Consider the following 18,496-nt stretch of genomic DNA (forward strand, 5'->3'; position numbering starts at 1 on the left):
CAGCAACACCGAGCGCGCCCAGGCACTTGCCCCGTGGCTGGAGCACTACAACACTGGCCGCCGTCACAGCGCCCTCGGTGGCCTGCCCCCGATCAGCCGCCTGTCACCAACGTGATGGCTGGGTACATCTAGGACGGCGACCCGCCCCGCACGATCACCGGCCGCGGCACCGTCACCACCGACGGCCGCACCGGGCGACCCGTCACCCTCGACGACGTCTTCACCGACCCCGCGACGGCGCTCGCCGCCCTCGGCCACGGCATCCCGAGCGCGTCGATCTCCCGTGTCTCGGCGTCCAAGAGGGCCGCGCGGACGCTGCAGTCGACCGCATCGAGTCGGGTATTCGCGCCTGAGTCCTGCTGGGTGACGAGATTGCAGACCACCAAATCGTCGGTCACACACGGGGACAGGTCCTCGATTTGCAGGTCCCTGGCCGCGCATAGGTCCGGGTACGCCGCATGCACTCGGGGCCAGCGACGGCGGAACTCCACGGCGATGCCACCCTGCACCGACCCGACGCTGTTGCAGCTGTGCCCCAGAGCGGGCAACCCAAGTGTGGAGGGAATGCACGTGGCGGAGACGGGAGCGGCTCGCCGCCAAGACATGGTCAGTCAAGTCAGCTCGCTGGTGAACGTCCTGCGAGCGCTGGCTGCGATGGGCTCGCAGCCGGTGCGGGACGTCGAGGCGCAACCGCACGTCCTGTGGTGGGGACCTGCCGATCCGTCCGGTCGAGGCGGCTCTGGCCGAGCCGGACGTTGAGTGGATCGAAGGCTGCCACCTCCTTGGGCCGGACCTGCTGAGCCGCTGCCGGCCCACCCTCTTGGTTAGAGAGGGCGGACAGGACGCCTCGTCCTTGGCCGAGACCGCATAGGAGGTGGCCACCGACTAGGGCGTGTCTGCTAGGTCGTTGACGTTGGCCCCGCCAAACTGACGCCCGTGCCCGACCCAGAAGACCGCAAGTTCGTGCTGAGCGACGAGCAGTGGGGACGCATTGAACCCCACCTGCCCCAGCGCACGAAGGACAACTGGGTCGGCCGTGGCCGCCCATGGGGAGACCACCGCACGGTCGTCGAGGGCATCATCTACCGCTTCCGCATCGGCTGCCCCTGGCGTGATGTCCCCACCGATTACGGTGTCTGGCAGACGGTTTACGACCGCTTCAACACCTGGAGCAAGGACGGCACCTTCAACACGATCCTGGCCGAGCTGCAGGCCGACGCCTACGAGGGCGGCGACCTGGAGTGGGTCGTGTCCATCGACTCCAGCAACGCCCGCGCCCACAAGCACGCCGCCGGCGCTGCCCCCGTCGACGCACTGGAGGACACGGCGAGCACCGGCCAGGACACAGGGGGCAAGATCGAATTACAAGGACCGGCCCGCTGAACCTGCTGATCATGGACTGGGCCGCTCCCGCGGCGGGTGGACCACGAAGATCCACCTGGCCGTCGACAAGGCCGGACGGCCGCTGGCGATCCGCCTCACCCCTGGCCAGGCCGGCGACAACCCCGAGCTGATTCCGCTGCTGGACGACATCGACGTCCCGGTCCGCGACGGCGCCGCGCCCACCGACCGGTCCCGGCCCGACACCGTTGTGGCTGACAAGGCTTACTCCCACCCCTCCACCCGCAAGTCGTTATGCCGCAGAGGCATCAAGGTCTGCATTCCCGAACGCAGAGACCAGATCGAGCACCGCCGTAAGAAGGGGTCGGCCGGCGGTCGACCACCGAAGTTCGACGCTGAGGTCTACCGGGGTCGCAACGTCGTCGAGCGGGCCTTCAACCGCATGAAGGAGTGGCGCGGCATCGGCACCCGCTACGACAAGCTGGCTGTCACCTACCTCGGCGGGGTCGTCCTGTCAGCCATCGTGAGGTGTTGGCTGCGCTGACCCAGCAGACACGCCCTAGGCCCTGCAGGGCTGACTACAGCAAGCATCACGCGGCGAACGTCGCGCAACACTTTAGCGGGCCTGACCAACTGATCACTCGCTGACTGGAGTAGCCGGCGAGGTGCTCGCTACTAGTCATGCTTATGGTGTCTTGTTGAGGGCAGCTTGGGGCTTTGGGCACGCCAATCGTCCGCGTGCCGCGATGGAGGTGAAACACCAGGTCCCGGTGCTTCCTGATTCCACCGCGCCACTATCCGCCACATGAAGCACCGGACTACTTGGCGGTCGCTTTGCCGACCTGCATCAGCTTCGGGATAACCGGTAGTTGATGTGGAGATTGCAGGGCTGCACTAACAGGAGGGCGTCAATGTATTCTCAGCATCCTGAGGACCGCAACGCAGCTGCGTGTGCTTTGTCGGTGGGCCGATGCCCACACCGCTGAATGACTCTGTGCGCCGCCAGATGCAGAAGATGCCGAGGCGCAACACCAAGCCGGAGCTGGCACTTCGTCACGAGTTGCACGCCCGTGGGCTGCGTTACCGGCTGGGGGCAGACCGCCTGCCCGGACGTCCTGACCTCGTGCTCACCAGTGTGAAGCTGGCCATCTTCGTCGACGGGTGCTTCTGGCACCTGTGTCCCCAACACGCGGTGGTCCCGAAGAACAACAGGGACTGGTGGATCGCCAAGCTTCAGGCGAACGTGGCGCGCGACAGGCGCAAGGACGAGGCCCTCAGCCTCATGGGTTGGACACCCGTTCACGTGTGGGAGCACGACATCCCCACACCCGGAGCCGACGTCGTCGAGGCCCTATGGCGACAGCGTCGCCTCCGGCTGGCGCGTCCCCGTGAAGTTGTCGGCCCCGTATGAGAGCCTGGCGTCTGATGTCGGGGTGAGGAGCCGCAGTGAGGAACAAGTCGATCAGTGTGACGCCGTCAGCAGCCCGTCTGACGTCGTCACTCAGGGACATCGGGTACGACTTCGTCTCAGCCGTAGCGGACTTGGTGGACAACAGCATCGCGGCGAACGCCAAGAACATCGACATTATGATCAAGTTCGACGGCGCCGAATCGTACGTCCTGATTGCCGACGACGGCACAGGAATGAGCGAGAACGCGCTTGTCGAGTCCCTCCGATTTGGCAGTCGCCGTAGCTACGACGTCGGTGAGCTCGGCCGTTACGGACTCGGACTTAAGACCGCCTCACTTTCGCAGTGCCGCTCGGTGACGGTCTCGACCCGACGCGCCTCGGTCTACAAGCGCATAGCCACCCGGATGCTCGACCTCGACATCATCATGGATTTCGACGACTGGTTGATCGTCGATCCTAAACGGACCAAGGCGGTGCAGGAGGCGGAGCGGTGGTTGGCCCAAGCGCCCGGAACTGTCGTCGTTTGGAGCAAGCTCGACCGAGTCCTCCCTGACAGGCGACCGGAAGGTGGCTGGGCTCGGCGTCGTATTGAAGGGCTGGTGCAGAAGACCACGACGCATCTGTCGATGGTCTTTCACCGCTACCTCGAAGGCACCGCTGCCGCGAGGCAGGTAATCATCACGGTGAACGGTGAAAAGCTCTGTCCGTGGGATCCCTTTGCGCTCGGTGAGGAGCGCACCCAGGAACTGCCCGCCCTGAGCTTGGAAGTCGTTTCAGGTGACCAGGCCGGCCGCATACGATTGCGCCGCTTCGTGCTCCCGCCCAAGGAGAAGTTCAGCTCGCAGGCTGAGTTCGAACGTCTGTCCGGACCGCTCAAGTGGAACCGTCAGCAGGGTCTCTACATCTACAGGGCCGACCGCCTCGTGCAGTGGGGTGGATGGGGTGGAATTCGGTCCATCGACGAGCACACCAAGCTGGCGCGGGTGGCGCTGGACTTCAACACGGATCTTGACTCGTCATTTCACATCAACGTGGCCAAGATGCGTGTCAGTCTGCCGTCGGCCGTCAGGCAGATGCTTGAGCGGCCGCTCCACGAAGTCTGCATGCGTGCCAACGACACATACCGGAAGTCCACCAAGCGGGCTTCAGCTACCGCAGTCCCGTCCGCCGAGCTCGCACCCCTTCCCGTCGTAGGTCTCGCACTCCGGTCCGCCGCTGCACAGTCAGGCGACTACGCGGCCTTCAAACGCATAGTCAACGTCCTGCGCGAGACGGCCCCCGAGGTAGCTGACAGCCTCAACTTCTGACGGATCGACCCGTCAAAACAAGGGGTCCATGCCGTCGTCCTCCACGCCGAACCGCTTGCAGGACGACAAGAGCGGGCAGTCGATGCAGAGAGGCTTCTCCGGACGGCACAAGGTATTCGCCAGTTCGATCAGACCCTTGTGCGCCATCCTCGCGTTCGTGCCACCGCCGATCATGCGCGCCACGGCCAACCTGCCGTCGGTGAGCCTGTTCTTCTGGCTCACCGGATCGGCGTGGAAGCGTTCCGCGACCCTGAGGACTCCCTTGGTCGTGAGCACCGGCTCCTCGGCGCTCTTTCCCGCCACCGGCACGGACAAGATCGCCAAGTCGCCTACGGCCTCACTGAGGCCAGGCAGGCGCAAGCTGACTAGGTCGTCGGTGTCGAGTGCCCCAGGGCGGTCACGCAGGTGGTCCGCCAGTTCTGACAGCGTATTCGCGCGCTTGTCCCGACCTATCGATCTCGCCATGTCGAGCACGGCATCCTCTAGGTCGGTGCTCTCTGGGTTCTCCGGGCGATCCATCAGTCGGATGACGGGCCACACTTGAGCCACGGTTCCCGGAGCGGCGCGGTCGAGCAGGATTTCCGCACAGACCACCTGCCACCGGGTCTCGGCGCTCAACCACGGTAGACCCTTAGGGGACGAATTACGGCTAATGAACCAGTCAGAAAGCGTCTTTGCAACCGCCTGGGTCGGTGGTCCTGCAGATGCATGAGTCTTGAGAGCTGCGAGCACAGCGCGTCCCAAGTGCTCACCCAGGCGTGGAGGCACTGCGTTGCCGATCTGACGGAAGGACGCCGAGGGGGGGCCGGCAAATCGGAACCGGTCAGGGAAGGTCTGCAGTCTCGCCGCCTCCCTGATGGTCAGTGTGCGGCTCTGCCGTGGGTGGATATACCAGTACCCGTCCTTGGCGATGTGAGCGGTGATGGTGCGCGACAGGTGGTTTTCATCGAGCCGCTTGTACTTGTCGTCGAAGATGTCCTCCCGGTACCGCTTCAACTCCTCCGGGAGCTCTGAGTAGCGGGTCTTAGCGCCCATCATCTCGAAGGCGCGTTCGTCATCCTCCCGGACGGGTCGGGTGATGTGGTCGTAGATTCTGTCGCGTTCCGACTGCGGGACACCTGTGCGCATGGAGTGCTGGAAGGTGGTGACGGGACGGTCGTAGTCGGCCCAACCGGAGGCACCGCCTTCAGGTCGCCATCCACCGCGAACCTCCGGAAGATCGCCGATTGCGGCCCATACGTTGACCTGCTCCTCGAGAGGAGTCGGCCAGTCGAAATGGACGCCGTCCCGCAGTGCCACGAGGATCAACCGCTGCCGGAACTGCGGCACCCCGTAGCGCCACGTGTCGACGATGCTCTCCTCGACGGCGTACCCCAGCTGCTCGAGCTCCTCAACCATGGATCGGAGGATGAACATTTCCCGGTCTAATGCCATGTCCGGAACGTTCTCCATGATGACGGCGGCAGGACGGGCCAAGCGCACCACTTCCAGGTAGGACCGCCACAGGTCCCGCCTCTCGTCGTGCGGATCGCGCAGTCCCTTGGTCACCCGGTCTCGAATCAGGTACCGGCCGGCCTTCGAGAAGGGCTGACAGGGCGGACCACCGGCCAGCACGTCGACACCGGCGGCGCGCATGAGAGCCGCCACCCGCTCGACCTGCTCGGCGTCGCTGAGGTCCCAGTCAACCGTGAGCCCGCCAAAGTGGTGCCGGTGAGTTTCCACGGCCTCCTTGTCGTGGTCCACGGACAGAACTACCCGCAGGCCGGCTTCCTCAAGCCCCAGACTCAGTCCACCGGCGCCGCTGAAGAGGTCAGCGGCCAGATGTGCCCCCTCGGACTTGAGCCGCCTTGCGTGAGCCAGAAATTGCTCCTCCGTTGAGCAGGAATCAGCGTGCGGGGCGAGTCTCACAAAGGGACCTCGGACCAGCTTCACGCCATAACCCGCTCGTCTGGACGGGTCGGCCTTCGGCATGGAGCACTCCCTCGATCAAACGCCTGCAGAGCATCTCATCCTACGTGTGCCGGATGGCGCCGCCGGACGTGCCAACGCGGCTGGAGGGCGCGTGTCGATGAGTGCGCGGATGTGTTGGCGACACGCGTGTGGCTGTGCCGAGGCTGCACGCTGCACCTATCGCGATTGGCCCACTCGCCCGCCTGATGGTGGCGGCGGCTCGGTCAACGGGGCGTACGTCTAGGAGGGGCAATTACTGGCTCGAGGCACTTGGGCCGGCTGGAGATTCCGAACCTCCAGCCACCACTAGAGCTTGACCCCCTTCGGGGGGACGGAGCTCGCGGTGCCCGAGGCGTCTGCCGCAGCATCCACATAGATGCGGCAACGGGCGCGCGGTTGATCCACGATTTGCCGCCCCTCCGGCACCCATGCCCGCTACTGTGTGATGCAGACGCGCACCGATCGTTACGACCGTGCCACTGCAGGCTGAGAGGAGGCGGGATCCGATGGAGCCGCCAAGCCACCGGACGGTCGCTCTGCTGACTGCGCCGTTGCGCCGTGGATCGGGCGACGCGGCGAGCGGAGAAAAAGTTTAACGCCCGTTGGCTGTTCTCCCAAGAATCTGGTGGAGCACAATAAATGATTTGACTCGAGTAATCATGAGGAACTAAATCTTCGCCGAACTCGTTAGACAGTTCGGCGTAAGGGCGTCGACTTCTAGAAGGTCATGTGAACGAGTTTGAACTGACTCCCGATCCTTACCTCCTCGAGTCGATGCGGGCTGTTGGCTATTCATTCGAGACGGCTGTCGCCGATGTGATCGACAACTCGGTGGCAGCGGGGGCCGGAACTATCCACCTGCTCACTTCTGGAAGTGGCCAGCCGAGGGTGTCCATTTTCGACGATGGCGCGGGCATGGACCGTGAGACAGCCGTCACGGCCATGAAACTGGCCGCACGGAGCCCGTCCGAGACGAGGAAGGAGTCGGACCTGGGTCGGTTCGGGCTGGGCCTCAAGACGGCGTCACTGTCCCAGTGCCGCCGGCTGACCGTGGCCTCTAAGCAAGGGGGTCACCTGACCATCCTGCGGTGGGACTTGGACCACGTCATCTCGACAGGCCGGTGGCTCGTCATCGAGCTAGACGCGCACGAGCTCTGTTCACTGCACGGACACGAACTGCTCGACGACGCCGAGAGCGGCACGTTGGTCTGTTGGGACGAACTCGACCTCCTCCTCAGGACGGAAGGGTCCTCTCAAGCGGATTTTGACGCAGCTGTGACGCGGGTCAGGGACCATTGCTCGTTGGTCTTCCACCGCTTTGTGACCGGCGATGACGCCCGCAAGATCAACATGACTGTCAACGGCGTCGGATTCTCGGCCTTCGACCCCTTCCTGAGGAGGAACCGGTCTACGGACGCGCGGAGCGAAAACCTCAAACTGGACGGCACAGTACTGCCTGTGGTGGCGTACACGCTGCCGTTCATCGGGAAGCTCTCGGCCAGTGAGCGGAAGCTTGCCCTCGCGCCAGGCGGTTTTAGGGACAGTCAGGGCTTCTACATCTACCGCGCGGCGCGCCTGGTGGTGTGGGGCACCTGGTTCCGGTTAAACCCGAAGAGTGAGCTCGGGAAGCTCGCGCGAGTCCGTGTGGACGTACCCAATGCCCTCGACCACCTCTGGGTGCTGGACATCAAGAAGTCATCGGCGACGCCACCGCGTGAGCTGCGCGAAGCGCTCAAAAAGCTTTCAGCACAGTTCATCGAACCCAGTACGCGGGTGCAAAAGTTCAGAGGGCGCAGGGAAAAGGATCCCAGCGGCGACACGCGTGTCTGGAACGTAATTGTGGACCGCCATGGATTCCGGTACGAGGTGAACCGGGAACATCCGGTCATTCGTACCTTTGGGGAGACGCTCGACTCGGCACAGCTCAGACGCATGGAGGCCCTGATCGAGGTAATGGAGCAGTCCTTCCCCGTCGTGGATGCCCATAACCGATTGGGGGAGGACGCGGTGCTCGTGGAGCCGGCCGACAAGGTGACGACAGCCGTCACCAACGCAGCCAACCTGCGGCCGCTCTTCGCCGATACGCATCCGGACGATGCCACGTTCATCAGCATGATCGAGGCTCTGGAGCCTTACTGCCATATCGACGGCTTTCGAGCGGCGCTCACCGCAGCTCTGGCCGTGTGACCACTCATGCAACCCGCGGAGCAGCGCATGCCGGACTACAGCGACCACGAAGTCATCACCTTCATCGTCCAGCAGCTGGCGAAGAAGCACCCCAACCCTCCGGTGCCGGCGGCGGCCGTCGATGCTCAGATCGACGTCTGGAGAGCTAGTGGCATGTATGACCTGCCCGAGGAGGGGTGGGCGGACATCGAGCGGCACGTGAAGACCCAGGTGATCATCACGATGGAACCGGGCGAAACTCTCCCTGGTCGCGGATACCGCAACTGGCTGCCGGAGCGCCATAAGGACATTGAGTGGAAGCGTTGGGTCGCCTACAAGCAGCTGCTCACCCAGAAGGGTTTCACCCCGAACGTGCAGAACGCGCTCGACGCGTCGACGGACGAGATCCTTAACTGCTTGGGTGATCCGCGTGACGAAGGATCGTGGAAGCGACGGGGCCTCGTCATCGGCGACGTTCAGTCGGGCAAGACCGCAACCTACATCGGCGCAGTGAACAAAGCGGCCGACGCAGGTTACAAGCTGGTCATCCTCTTGGCGGGAGGAACCGAGGCGTTGCGCAAGCAGACGCAGTTCCGAGTCGACGAGGGTCTCATCGGCCGCGATTCATCAAAGAACGCCGGTGGTGCGAACCTCTCCAACAACCCGCTGTTCGGGGTGGGCACATGGCTCAACCAATTCGTCGCGGCCCAGGGACTGACGACCCAGGCGACCGACTTCCGCAAGACCTCGCAGCGGGCGATGAACATCGCGATCGACCCGAACACCTCCACCCCGTACATCTTCGTGCTCAAGAAGAACAAGACCGCGTTGGAGAACCTGCGCGACTGGCTGAAGAGCCAGCAGCTGGGTGGTGCCCAGATCGACATCCCGATGTTGCTGGTCGATGACGAGTCCGACTACGCGTCGGTCAACACAAAGGACGAAGAGTCACCCACGGTGATCAACGGTCTCATCCGCTCGATTCTCGGGACCGTGAGCAAGTCGTCCTACTTGGCCTTCACCGCGACGCCGTTCGCCAACGTGTTCATCGATCACCGCACGACCCAAGAACTGCTCGGCGACGACCTGTTCCCGCGCGACTACATCCGTACCATTGATGCACCGTCGAACTACGTTGGCAGCAAAGCGTACTTCGGGACCGAAGAGTCGGTCGACACCACCAAACTGGTGGCTCTCAAGGACGCCGACAACCACTTCCCGCTCAAACACAAGTCGGGCCACCCTGTTTCGGCGCTTCCGGCCAGCCTGCTCGACGCCATCCGGACGTTCGTGGTCGCAGTGGCGGTGCGCGAGGCTCGCGGAGACACCAGCGCTAGGTCGATGTTGGTGAACGTGTCTCGGTTCAAGAAGGTGCAGACGCAGGTGCACGCTCTCGTCGAGTCCGAGTTCCAGAAAATCAAGAACGCAGTTGAGCTGCACTCCGTCTCCCTGCTCGCGAGCGAACGCCACGCGGAGATCGAGGCCTTGGAGTCCACTTTCAACAGGCACTACGCCAGCGTTCCCGAGACTTGGAAGGACATCCTTCCGTCACTGAAGTCAGCAGTTCATGCCACATCCGTGCGGCTGATCAACTCTGACCGAGTCAAGCAGGCCGAGGATATCGCGGATCTAGAATCCGAACGGATGATCGCGGTCGGTGGTGACGTGCTGAGTCGTGGCCTGACCTTGGACGGCCTGACGGTGAGCTACTTCCACCGTAGCGTCGGCGCCTCGGACACCCTCCTGCAGATGGCTCGTTGGTTCGGGTACCGACCTGGGTACGAGGATCTCTGCCGCGTCTGGTTGCCTGAGGACGTCGCGGACCAGTTCCGCTACGTTTCCGGGATCGTGGAGGAATTGCGCGGACAGCTGCGGGCGATGAAGAAGCAGAATCTGACACCTGAGGACTTCGGATTGAAGGTGCGCATGCACCCGGAAACGCTGAAGATCACATCGACTGTAAAGATGGGCGGCGCCGAGGCCAAGGCGTGGACGGTAGACATCGCTGGACAGCGCATCGAGACAGTTCTGGTCGACTCCAAGCCTGAGACGGTCGCCAAGAACGTTGTAGCCGTCACCCAACTAGTCAATGACGTCGAGTCGGCATATCCCAATGAGAGCTGGGAAGACCCGACGTCCCCTTGGCAGCTCCGGAGAGGTGTCGACAAAAGGCACGTCGCGAAGTTCCTGGAGAACTACGTGCCGTTCATCAGTGACGCCTTATTCGCAGACAACGTTCTATCCTCCTACCTAGAAAGCTCCAGCAATTCTGCGCTGAGCAGCTGGACCGTAGCATTCGCGAGTGGGCGGACGACTCAGACGCCTACCCCCGTGGCAGGCAGCCTTGCAGTCAAACTCCCAACACGCACCCTTAAGACAGGAAAGCCGGTATATAAAGCAGGCTCGGGCGACGGCTTCACCCCGTTGAAAATATCCGGGAAGAGCAGCCGACTTGCCGGTTCCACCGACATCGCCGGCATCTTCGGTATCAAGAGTGTCGGCGGGGAATCGAAAAACGATCCCCGCCTTGAGCCGAGGGTCTATGAGCGGATCGCTACCCATGGACCGGCCCTTATGATCTATCTTATCGAACCCGCGAATACTGGCGCGCGGAGTGGGCAGAACGACAAGGGCAATGAATTAACTGGGATCGAGGACGCACAAGGCGTTGAGGAAGTAGAAGACGACGATCTTGTATTCCGCAACACATGGTCCGCAATCAAGGCGGATGGCTCTAGGTACTTGGTATGCGTGAAAATCGCCATCCCGAGCACCAAGCCGGGTCAGACCCGCACAGAAGTCCGTTACATGTTGAACTCTGTGGCGCTCAACTCCTGGCGGCTTTCGGTCGTCGAACAGACAGAAGCAGACGACGTCGATGACTTGGACGGTGGCGATGACTGAGCGGTCCTTCCTCACGGATTGGAAGGCCCGGCTGCTGGCTGGGCAGGCGGGGGTGGTGCTCGTTGAGGTCAGGCATCCGCTGGAAATCTATGTGGGCGCCGGTGACCAAGGCCGTCCGCTCGCGCAAATTCGGTCGAAGGTGCAACCTCCCCTGCATGAAATCTCTGATCTCGTGCTTGTCGAGCGACGGCAGCAGGGTGATTGGTGGATTCTGTCGTTGGACCTGCAGGATGCCCGCTTTACCGACGTCTTCCTGCGACTGGTGACGCACTTGGTCAGCGCGTCCCGCCGTGAAACGACAGCAGAGTCGGCGTGGAGATCGGTGTCCGTCGTGTTGAGCGAGTGGAAACGCCTGTTGAGCGTCCGACCACATGGTCTCTTGAGCCTCGAGGAGCTGCGCGGACTCGTCGGCGAGCTCTGGTTGGTGCTCTACCGCTTCAGCATGGCGATGCCGGTCGACGAGGTGATCGCAGGGTGGCTCGGCCCGCTCAACGCGCCGCAGGACTTCTGGTACGAGTCCACCGGCTTCTACGAGGCCAAGTCGATCGGACCGTCCGCCCCTCGGATCAAGATAAGTTCTGCGCACCAGCTCGATGAGCGGGGCATGACGCTCCTTGTTCTGCAGGTTCCCCAAGTTGTGGAGTCCGACGCCGGCGCCCTAAACCTCATCACGCTCGTCGAGGAGGTGAAGACGGCGCTGCAGTCCTCTAACAAGGCGACGGATGATCTGGACGTCCGGCTCAGCCGTATGGGTGTCGACCTTGACCATCCCTACTACGGAAACACCTGGTTCCGGGTGACTGTCGTTGAGACATTTCAGGTATCCGAGGACTTTCCGGCCATCCGACATAGTGCCTTGCCGGACGGTATCGAACAGGTTCGGTACGGTCTCGACAGAAAAAGCCTCAATCAGTTCCTGGTCGCGACCGAGCGAGTGTCGGGGGATGCCTCGTGAACCTCGAAGAGTTCAGATTGAACTTGCTAAACCAAGCGCACGTCCGAAGTGCCGCCGAAGGTACGTTCACTCAGGAGGCGTTCCTCGCTGAGTTGTCGGACCGGCTCGCCGCGGCCGGAGAAATCGAACAACTCAACGACGTGCGGTTCGAGGGGGAGGGGAAGAGGAGGCGCAAACTGGCCGTCCACGGTTTCGACTTGGACGACTCGGACAACTCGGTTGCGCTAGCGGTTCTGCGATGGGGTGGCGGGGAGAAGCAGGAGACTTTCACTTTCTCGCAGGCCTCGGCGGCCCTCAAGTCCCTGACCTTCTTTTTGGAGGAGGCTGTGAGCGGTGAGTTCGTGGTGGGCCGAGAGGAGAGCTCCAAGCACTACCAGCTCGCACAGGACCTGCGCGCACGCGGTCAGAACGTGAGCAGGTACCGCCTGTACCTCCTGAGTGATCAATCGATGAGTGGGACAGCAAAAGCATTCGAGTCGTCGGAGCTGAACGGCGTTCCGATCGACTTCCACATATGGGACATCCGACGCCTGTTCCAGGTTGCCGAATCGCTGTCTGGGCGCGATGAGCTCGTCATCGACCTGACTGAGTGGCTTCCCGACGGCCTTCCCGCGCTCGAGGTAAGCGCAACCTCAGCTGACACCAAGACATACCTCGCCGCGGTGCCTGCGCTAATTCTGGCCGAGCTGTATGACCGGTACGGCAGCCGTCTGCTCGAGGGCAATGTGCGGTCCTACCTAAGTAACAGGGGGAAGGTGAACAAGGGCATCAGAGCCACGGTGCTCTCGGAGCCGGCCCACTTCTTGGCTTACAACAACGGGGTGACCGCCACGGCCGTTGGTGTTAGCACTCGGGATGGCAATATCATGTCCTTCACCGACCTCCAGATCGTCAACGGCGGGCAGACCACGGCTTCACTCTTCTACGTCCGCCGTGAAAACCGGTCGGCGTCGATGGATGACGTCTTCGTGCAGATGAAACTGGTCGTCGTCGAGCCAAAGATCTCCGAAGACATGGTGCCGCTAATTTCGAGGTACGCGAACAGCCAGAACCGCGTGAGCGAGGCCGATTTCTTCTCCAACAGCCCGTTCCACGTTAGGCTCGAGGAGTTGTCCCGCCGGACGATGGCGCCCACGAAGGCGGGTGTCAGCTACCAGACGTACTGGTTCTACGAGCGGACGAGGGGGAGTTACCAGAATGAACGCAACAAGCAGACGACGGCGCGACAGAAGAAGTTCGACGAGCTGTACCCCCGTTCGCAGGTCATCGACAAGACGACTGCAGCCAAGTACGAGGTCACGTGGGGTATGCAGCCACATGTCGTGAGCAGCGGGGCGCAGCGAAACTTCACGGCTTTCGCTCAGTTGGTGGCGAGTCGTTGGGATACCGCGCCAAACACCATCAACGACATGTACTGGAGGCACCTAGTCGCAAAGGGTCTGCTGTTCGAGTCCGTCAGATCGGCGATCGCCCGGGCGGACTGGTACCAGAAGGGGTACTTGGCCAACTACGTGACGTACAGCTTGGCCAAACTCGCCTACGAGGTCGGCCGACAGGGCAGGGGCCGTGTTCTCGACTTCGACCGTGTCTGGTTGAATCAATCGGTGTCCGAAGCCGTAATGCAAGAGTGCCTGAGGATCGGCAAGGCGGTACAGGAGGTTCTCACCTCCGAGAAGCGTCCGATACAGAACGTCACGGAATGGGCGAAGAAAGAGTCGTGCTGGCACATGGTTCAGGCGGTCGAGCACCGGTTGTCCCCTGAACTCCTAGGGGAGCTGAGGGACCAGAGGGCTGTTGCCGAACAGAAAAGGACCGCTACCTCGACCCAAAAGATCGACACGGGCATCAACTCTCAAGTTAAGGTGCTGTCCATGCAACCGTCGGAGTGGGTCGCTGTCCAAGAGTTTCTGAAGAACAATCGGCTGCTATCGCCCACTGATACCGGGATTCTCGACCTTGTCACGGGGAGGAAACCCGGAGTGCCGTCTGAAGCGCAGGCCAAGCGCCTTCTCGTCATGCACAAGAGGGCAGCGGACTCCGGATTCAACGTCACGGATGCAGCCTTGGGCCTTTAGGCATCCGGTAGTGCTCGCGCGGAGGCGCAGATCTCTGGGTGAGTTCGATGAGTCGTCTCGACTTGATTTCCGAGCGGCGCCACGGCAGGGGCGAAGTAGGTGGGTATCCGCGCCGTCCGCAGCGTAGAAGACTCGGCGCGCTTGTTGGCCCTCACCGTCCGAAGACCGACCGGTGAGGGATCAGCGGGCGCGCCCATGGCGGCTCCCCGCGAAGGCCGCGACGCCGGCAGCTCGCGCACCCACGCGGTGCCGTCCCGTCCCGATACGGTGCGTAGGTACCGATCGCCGGAGAGGGAGCATGACCAGCGCCGTAGAGTTGCTCAAAGGCTTCAACACGCCGACGCCGTCCACCTCGGACGTGCTTGCCTCGGCGCCGACGACGGCCGCCGTCCACGTCGTGCGCGAGGCCGACGGCATGGTTGTTTACGTGGGGGAGACCAGCGACCTCAGGTTCCGGCTGCGCCAGAACTCGTCCGGCGGCTCCGTGCTGCGCGACCAGCTCCTCGCAGAGCTCGACGTCACTGACGACCTGCCGGCAGCGTTGGCCCGGTTCACGATCTCCTAGCGCGAGCTGGACGACCCCGCCGCCCTCAAGGCCCGCTTGGTGGAGCACCTGCGTCCCCGCTTCAACCGGCGGGGGCATCGCGAACCCGCGACGTGGTGGGTCAACGAGGGTGGGTCCTTCACCGACGAGTCCCGTGTCGGTGTCGTCTTCGCCGGTCTGGGCGGCAACGCCGTCGCCCACCACCGCGACGTCGGTCGGAGGGCCGTCGAGGACACCGTCGTGCACTACTGCCGCGGTGATGTCGTCGCGCTCGGCGAGGTCGTCACTGACTCGGTCCAGGCTCGACAACCCTACGGACCTGTCAGTGAGCGAGACTACGGGTGGCTGACCCGGGTGGAGTACTTCGAGCTGGCCGTCCCGCTGCCCCTCGCCTCCTTGCCAGAGCGGTCGCCCGTCGAGGGCCCCTTCGACAAGAGCGGCGCCGTCAAGCAGGGGTACCTCTTCCGCCGCAGCGACGCTTACGTCGACGCCCTGCGCGACCACATTGAGTGGCCGGCCGGCTCGCCGTGGTCCGGGGCTGAACGACGCTACTGGCTCTTCCAAGCCAACCCGATTCATTGGGACCTCGCCGCGCACCTGCCGGACATGCCTCCCAGGTACGTGGAGGACTGGACCGCCGCCCAGCACCGCACCCAGATGGGGATCGGGCGACGGTGTGGTGCTGTGGGCCTCCGGGCCCAATGGTGGACTGCACGCCGTAGGACGATTGAAGTCTCGTTCCGAGAAGCGCCCTACGCCCGACTTCCGACCCGACGAAGCGGGTCCTTCGGAGTACCGGGTCGATATCCGCATCGTCCGGCACATCATCCCGCACATCACCCGCAACGTCGCGAAGACCACCCCTGAGCGGGCCGACTTGGCGGTGCTGAAGTTTGCCAACGCGACGAACTTCCCGGTGACGCTGTCGCAGTGGCGCGCCATCCACGCGCTGGTGCCTCTGGACGACAGCGTGGACGACACCCTTTGGAACGGAATCCTGCACTGGGCCCGGCGTTTCGTCGAGACCGTCGACCTGGAGGAGGAAGAGCGGGAGTACAAAGTGCGCGCTGCTGAGCTCCTGGGGGAAGCGCGCACCGCCTTGACGCATGACGGCGACTGGCGCGAACCGCTCCTGGCTGCCTTCAAGGCCACCAACACCCTCGGGTGGCGGATCCCGCTTGACGTGCGGGCGTGATTCACCACCGCCGGGATTCTCTCCCGGCAGCCCTGCGCGCCCTGTGGTCTGGTGGCGAGGTCGACGCCGCCGTCGACGCCTTCACTCGGCCTGTGCCGCCGTCCATCACGCACCCCGGCACGAGCGCCGCTCTGGCCTCCTTCCTGCTCGGCGGCCTGCACGTTACCCGGTACCCGGTGTACCGACTCACCGCCCGGCAACGGGTCTAAAGGCTGGTGAACTGGAGACACGAGAACAGCCCGTCGCCGGCCGCCCGCTACACCGAGGCACTGCGGTTCTTCGACGAGTTCCTCGCACGCTTCAACCGGCTGGACGGCCCGCAGCTCAGGGACCGGTTGGACGTCCAAGGCGTCGTGTGGCAGGTGCTGTCGGGCCAGGCCCCGGAATCGAGGAGCCGGTCGGAGAAGGACGCCGACGCCCGGTTCGTCGGAGGGGGAGACGTGGAGGACCTGACCGAACTGGTGACTCGCTTCCGCGAGGACACCGAGTACCCCACCGAGATCGACGTCCAGCGCGGTGCGGAGCGAGAGGAGCTGGCCGCCGCGCTCACCCCTGACGCCCTCGCCGATCTGGACGTCGTTGCACTTCGACGCCTGGCCGGCCCCACGTACAGGTCCCCCGGCCCTCAGCCCTGTCTCAACCGCCTCCTGCAGAGCGAGGACGGTCGCGACTAGGTCACTGAGACGTTGCAGCACCTCCTGCACGGCTCCGGTGACGTGATCGCCCGGTTCGAGAACTGCCTCAACGGTCAGCTCAAGCTGCCGGGCGTGGGGAAGGCGGTACTGACGAAGGCGCTCGCCGTCGCACACTCTGAGGTCTGGTTCCCCGGCGATGTGTCCACCGGCAAGGCAGGGAAGCTGACCGTGCTGGAGCTGCTGGGGAGGCCCGACTCCCGGGAGGGGGCAGCGGCCGAGGTCGCGGTGCGCACGAACGAGACGATCCGCAGGCTGCTCGACCCGCACTTCCCCGACGACCCCTGGGGTGTGCAGCGGCTCTCCTGGTGGCTGCTGCACCGCGAGCACGTCCCTGAGGCGTGCCTGGCCGGCCCGGCGGACGAGCTGCACATGACCGAGGATTCCTTGCCGAGGGCGTCGAGCTCCTCGAGGACAAGGGGCAGGTCGTGTTCTACGGACCCCCCGGAACGGGCAAGACGTTCGTCGCCCGCAAGCTCGCCGGCCACCTCGCCCGTGGGGGCGGTGTCGTGGAGAAGGTGCACTTTCACCCCTCCTACGCCTACGAGGACTTCAATGAGGGGTCTCGAGGTCGAGCAGGTGCGCCGGGAGCCGAAGGCGGTCGAGCACGTCGGCAACGGCGGTCACGAGACCGGGGTCGGTGAGCTGGCGGGTGGAGAGGTTCATGGAGATCTCCAGCGTCGCGCACTCCGGCCCGCGTTGAGAGCGGGCGGCCTGCGCCATGGCCGCACCCAGCACCAAGGCGCCGAGTTCATGAACGAGCTCGGACTGCTCCGCGAGGTCGATGAACGTCGTCGGCGGCAGCAGGCCCTGGACGGGTACTGCCAGCGCACGAGGGCTTCCACCCCGGTCTGGCGTCCGTTGTCCAGTCGGACCGGCGGCTGGTGGTGCAGGCGCAGCTGCGCCTCGAAGCTGCTGCGCCGCAGCTCTCGGAGCGGCCGCAGGCGTTCCGCTTCCGCGCTGGCGCTTGCCGCGTGTGCAGCTCGACCCGCTGGCGGCCAGGGGCCTTGGCCCGATGCATCGCCACTCCGGCGTCGTGCAGGGCCCGTTCCGCCGCGCCGGGGCCGGGGCCGGGGCCGGGGCCGGGGCCGGGTACGGCCAGGGCCGCCCCATGCTCGCCGAGGCAGCGACCTCCAGCCGGCGAGGACGACGGGCACGGGGAGTATCACCAGGGGTCTCTCAGCGAGGCGCCGGGCGGCGTCAAGGTCGTCGCAGCGGTCCACGACAACGGATTCGTCCGCGGAGAAGCGGGCAACGACGGCGGCCTCGCGCACCACAGAGGTGAACCGGCCGGCCACGCCAGCAGCAGCCCGTCGCCAGCGGCGGTGCCAAGGCTGTCGTCGACGACCGCGAAGTGGTCGGGGCCTAAGCCGAGCACCCCAACGCCCACCACGAGCGCCGACTGTCCTCCACGACAGGTGGTCACGGTTCAGGCCTAGTCCACCAGCTCGGCCATGTTGTGCGCCGAGAGTCACCGGCGTAGCCGGAAGCGGGACCGCCGCCGTAGCACGCTGACGGCGCCCGCATGATCGTCCGCTGCAACCGCTTCGGTGGACGCAGCGCGGCACGGACGACCCAGTGCAGATCGACGGTCATTAGTGCACGTCAACGTCACCTGAGCAGCGCTTCCCGTTGCAGCGCATAGGAAAAGGCGTTGTGGCGGCGCAGGATTTGGAGCTGGCCCGGTCGCGGCGTACTGTTCTTCATGTCGCCCCAAGCGGGGCGGAGAACCTGGAGCTTCTGGCCGAAGGTGATCCGCGCATCGAACGGGTGGCGCCGGAAGCTGCTTGAGCGGGGCTGGGTTGAGGTTTGGCCTGGTTCTCGGTTAAGGTGGGAAAGTTGCCCCTCTTCCGCTGGCCCTCCTGATGGTGGGTTTGTCGGGGTGGGTGCGTCCGGTTCTTGAGAACTCAACAGTGCGCTAGAAATATGTTGATGCCAATGCATTAACCCCCAATG

Annotated in this window: 15 protein-coding genes and 1 pseudogene; 12 read left to right on the forward strand and 4 right to left on the reverse strand. The window is 64.1% G+C overall.

Annotation, left to right across the window (positions count from 1 at the left end):
* Positions 1-115: integrase core domain-containing protein (locus AB1207_RS23970; RefSeq protein ID WP_367636920.1), on the forward strand; the 115-nt coding region annotated here is incomplete at its 5' end.
* Between the two features lie 13 nt (positions 116-128).
* Here AB1207_RS23970 and AB1207_RS23975 read toward each other — a convergent pair.
* Positions 129-509 carry an Appr-1-p processing protein gene (locus AB1207_RS23975; RefSeq protein WP_367641308.1) on the reverse strand — a complete coding sequence of 127 codons (381 nt, stop codon included), beginning with the start codon at positions 507-509 and terminating at the stop codon, positions 129-131.
* Positions 510-936: 427 nt separating this feature from the next.
* On the opposite strand from AB1207_RS23975, the pseudogene AB1207_RS23980 reads away from it, so the two are divergent.
* The 3 genes and pseudogenes from AB1207_RS23980 to AB1207_RS23990 all read left to right on the forward strand — a co-directional run bounded on the left by AB1207_RS23980 (position 937) and on the right by AB1207_RS23990 (position 4,059).
* Positions 937-1,885, forward strand: a pseudogene (locus AB1207_RS23980) (IS5 family transposase).
* Between the two features lie 450 nt (positions 1,886-2,335).
* A complete protein-coding gene (locus AB1207_RS23985; RefSeq protein ID WP_367641310.1) occupies positions 2,336-2,752 on the forward strand; it encodes a very short patch repair endonuclease in 417 nt (138 codons plus the stop codon).
* A gap of 35 nt (positions 2,753-2,787) precedes the next feature.
* On the forward strand, positions 2,788-4,059 hold the full coding sequence (locus tag AB1207_RS23990) for an ATP-binding protein (protein ID WP_367641312.1): 1,272 nt from the start codon (positions 2,788-2,790) through the stop codon (positions 4,057-4,059).
* Positions 4,060-4,071: 12 nt separating this feature from the next.
* On the opposite strand, the gene AB1207_RS23995 is transcribed toward AB1207_RS23990, so the two are convergent.
* Positions 4,072-6,030, reverse strand: coding sequence for a DNA cytosine methyltransferase (locus AB1207_RS23995; protein ID WP_367641313.1), 1,959 nt, complete (start codon positions 6,028-6,030; stop codon positions 4,072-4,074).
* A gap of 708 nt (positions 6,031-6,738) precedes the next feature.
* Here AB1207_RS23995 and AB1207_RS24000 point away from each other — a divergent pair.
* From AB1207_RS24000 to AB1207_RS24035, 8 genes are all read left to right on the forward strand, one after another.
* Positions 6,739-8,196 carry an ATP-binding protein gene (locus AB1207_RS24000; RefSeq protein WP_367641315.1) on the forward strand — a complete coding sequence of 486 codons (1,458 nt, stop codon included), beginning with the start codon at positions 6,739-6,741 and terminating at the stop codon, positions 8,194-8,196.
* A gap of 27 nt (positions 8,197-8,223) precedes the next feature.
* The gene (locus AB1207_RS24005; protein ID WP_367641316.1) at positions 8,224-11,079 is read left to right on the forward strand and encodes a Z1 domain-containing protein; all 2,856 of its coding nucleotides are present in this window, start codon (positions 8,224-8,226) and stop codon (positions 11,077-11,079) included.
* Positions 11,072-12,034, forward strand: coding sequence for a PD-(D/E)XK motif protein (locus AB1207_RS24010; RefSeq protein ID WP_367641328.1), 963 nt, complete (start codon positions 11,072-11,074; stop codon positions 12,032-12,034). The genes AB1207_RS24005 and AB1207_RS24010 overlap by 8 nt, the downstream gene beginning before the upstream one ends.
* Positions 12,031-14,109: an AIPR family protein gene (locus AB1207_RS24015; RefSeq protein WP_367641318.1), complete on the forward strand. Its 2,079-nt coding sequence runs from the start codon at positions 12,031-12,033 to the stop codon at positions 14,107-14,109. The genes AB1207_RS24010 and AB1207_RS24015 overlap by 4 nt, the downstream gene beginning before the upstream one ends.
* A gap of 298 nt (positions 14,110-14,407) precedes the next feature.
* A complete protein-coding gene (locus AB1207_RS24020) occupies positions 14,408-14,674 on the forward strand; it encodes a hypothetical protein (protein WP_367641320.1) in 267 nt (88 codons plus the stop codon).
* 655 nt (positions 14,675-15,329) lie between these two features.
* Complete coding sequence (locus AB1207_RS24025) at positions 15,330-15,848, forward strand: EVE domain-containing protein (protein ID WP_367641322.1); 519 nt, start codon at positions 15,330-15,332, stop codon at positions 15,846-15,848.
* A gap of 215 nt (positions 15,849-16,063) precedes the next feature.
* Positions 16,064-16,522 carry a hypothetical protein gene (locus AB1207_RS24030; protein ID WP_367641323.1) on the forward strand — a complete coding sequence of 153 codons (459 nt, stop codon included), beginning with the start codon at positions 16,064-16,066 and terminating at the stop codon, positions 16,520-16,522.
* A 446-nt stretch (positions 16,523-16,968) separates the two neighbouring features.
* Positions 16,969-17,184, forward strand: a complete 216-nt coding sequence (locus AB1207_RS24035) for an AAA family ATPase (RefSeq protein ID WP_367641324.1) — start codon at positions 16,969-16,971, stop codon at positions 17,182-17,184.
* Here the strand turns inward: AB1207_RS24035 and AB1207_RS24040 are convergent.
* Both AB1207_RS24040 and AB1207_RS24045 read right to left on the reverse strand, forming a co-directional pair.
* On the reverse strand, positions 17,093-17,653 hold the full coding sequence (locus AB1207_RS24040; RefSeq protein WP_367641326.1) for an EAL domain-containing protein: 561 nt from the start codon (positions 17,651-17,653) through the stop codon (positions 17,093-17,095). The two genes, AB1207_RS24035 and AB1207_RS24040, sit on opposite strands and share 92 nt — an antisense overlap.
* 498 nt (positions 17,654-18,151) lie before the next feature.
* The coding region (locus AB1207_RS24045; RefSeq protein WP_367641327.1) for a hypothetical protein at positions 18,152-18,496 on the reverse strand (345 nt) is incomplete at its 5' end.

Source organism: Kineococcus endophyticus (genome assembly GCF_040796495.1).
Lineage (GTDB): Bacteria > Actinomycetota > Actinomycetes > Actinomycetales > Kineococcaceae > Kineococcus > Kineococcus endophyticus.